Raw genomic sequence first — 2,065 nt, forward strand, 5'->3', positions numbered from 1 at the left:
TTTTGTTCTTCATTTTCGCACATCACTAAGAGAATTTCATCAGAATTTATAAACACTGGTTTATTCACAAATGCCTCCATATCAAAATATTTAAATACATTTTGAAAAAAACGCCTTGACATAGGTTTTTTTTTTCGGGGTATGGTGCAGTGATAATTGTATTTTATGCACAAGTCAATTAAAATTTTGCATAAAACGCAAAAATAAATCTTAAAATATATAATTAAATTATGCGCTATCCACAATTTGGGAGATGTTTATGAGCGATATAGATAAAAAAATAGAATCTGTTTTTTCATTATTCAATGAAAAAGAGCAGTTAATTATTACTTATTTTGTTTTTAATTTTTTTAATAATTCAAGAAAATCAAGCACCGCTTCTTTGTCAACTGGATCAAGTGATGCACATATTTTCATAAAATCTAAGTCTACTTCTTTGTAAAAACTGGGGGGAGGTTCGTTAAAAAATTCAGAAATCTTTACTAGTTCATCTATGGTTATATCTCGCGTTTTACCATTTTGATAGGTATTAAGCATGCGATTCACTGCTGATGGGTGTAATTCTAAATGTGATGCTAATAATGTTTGTGCGCCGTGTCCTCGTTCGTTAAGACGCTCTTTAATCCATAGCTTAAGTTTGGACTGAATATCTTGTTCCATGGTTCGTATAATCCTTGAAAATATATTTTTATGCAAATGTGTAAAAATGATAAAAAAGCATAATTTCGTTGACTTGTGCATAAAACGCAATTATTTATTGTGCTGTTATGGAGATTACATATGCCTTCGAGATTAATTATAAAATATTTAGGTGGTTTCAAAACTGTAGCAACCATAGTGCAAAGAGATGTGTCATCTGTTTATAGATGGCGTGACATGCCAGCAAAACACCAGCAAAAAATTTTAGATTACGCACGTGATCATGGGATAGATTTGCGTCCAGAAGATTTTTTTTATCCCGAGCGCTTGCAGAGATTAATGCAAGAGCAACACCCCCCAATGTCGAAAATTTGCAAGAGCTGCGGTGTTGATCACACCGGAGAAACTTTACAGCATTAAGGAGATGATGATGGCTGTAGAAAAGAAATATGAATTCATAGAACAGGGGGTTATGCTTTATCCTGATAAGAATAATTCACATGGTATTGTAATGCTTCGTCGCATACGGGCACTGAGAGACTTTGGAAACGTTAAAAAAGGTGATTNTAAGAATAATTCACATGGTATTGTAATGCTTCGTCGCATACGGGCACTGAGAGACTTTGGAAACGTTAAAAAAGGTGATTTTGGTGGTTTTATAGAACATGAAGGTAACCTATCACATGAAGGGGATTGTTGGGTAGATGATTCGGATAATTCCTTTAGCCGTGGATATGTTTTTGGCAATGCTCGTGTTTTTGGAGATGCCCGTGTTGGTGGCATGGCACGTGTTTTTGGGCATGCACAAGTATACGGTTGTGCAGAAGTTTTCGGTGATGCGTATATTTATGATCATGCAAAGATTTACGGTAATAGCAAGGTTTATCATTCTCGCGTTTACGGCGAAGCACAAATTTATGAGAATGCTTTTGTTAGAGGTCAAGCAGAAGTTTATGGGAATTCTCGCATTTTTGGGAATGCTGAAATTTATACAAAAGCACGTGTGTATGGGAATGCCAAGGTATATGAACATGCACATGTTTTTGATCAATCTAAAGTTTATGATAACGCCTTAGTTCACGGGCATGCCAAGATTAGAGAGAATGCCAAGATTTACGGCAATGCCGATGTTTGTGACTATGAAGATTTTCGCGATAACGACGAAGTTTACATGCGTAAACACGTTTCATATAGCACAAACGAAGCGCATAAGAATGATGATGGTAAGCCTCGTATAGAGCTTATACCGCCGTTGGCACTGATTGAAATCGGCAAAGTTTTAGAGTTTGGGGCAAAGAAGTACGGAGCAAACAATTGGCGTAATGGCATGCACTGGAGCAGGTTTCACGGTGCTGCTTTACGTCATTTATTAGCATGGTTTGGTGGAGAGCATAAGGATGCTGAGAGTGATTTATCACACTTGGCA

Annotated in this window: 3 protein-coding genes; 2 read left to right on the plus strand and 1 reads right to left on the minus strand. The window is 36.4% G+C overall.

From position 1 onward, the window contains the following. Positions 1 to 330: 330 nt before the first annotated feature. On the minus strand, positions 331 to 660 hold the full coding sequence (locus ACFIMC_RS04740; protein ID WP_208439714.1) for a helix-turn-helix transcriptional regulator: 330 nt from the start codon (positions 658 to 660) through the stop codon (positions 331 to 333). Between the two features lie 120 nt (positions 661 to 780). Between ACFIMC_RS04740 and ACFIMC_RS04745 the strand changes: the two genes are divergently transcribed. Continuing rightward, positions 781 to 1,059: a hypothetical protein gene (locus ACFIMC_RS04745; RefSeq protein ID WP_375635078.1), complete on the plus strand. Its 279-nt coding sequence runs from the start codon at positions 781 to 783 to the stop codon at positions 1,057 to 1,059. Positions 1,060 to 1,069: 10 nt separating this feature from the next. Beyond that, a partial coding sequence (locus ACFIMC_RS04750) for a dATP/dGTP diphosphohydrolase domain-containing protein (RefSeq protein ID WP_375685676.1) occupies positions 1,070 to 2,065 on the plus strand: 996 nt, incomplete at its 3' end.

Source organism: Bartonella sp. AP21QHHD, from assembly GCF_042196205.1.
In the GTDB taxonomy this organism is placed as follows: Bacteria; Pseudomonadota; Alphaproteobacteria; order Rhizobiales; family Rhizobiaceae; genus Bartonella.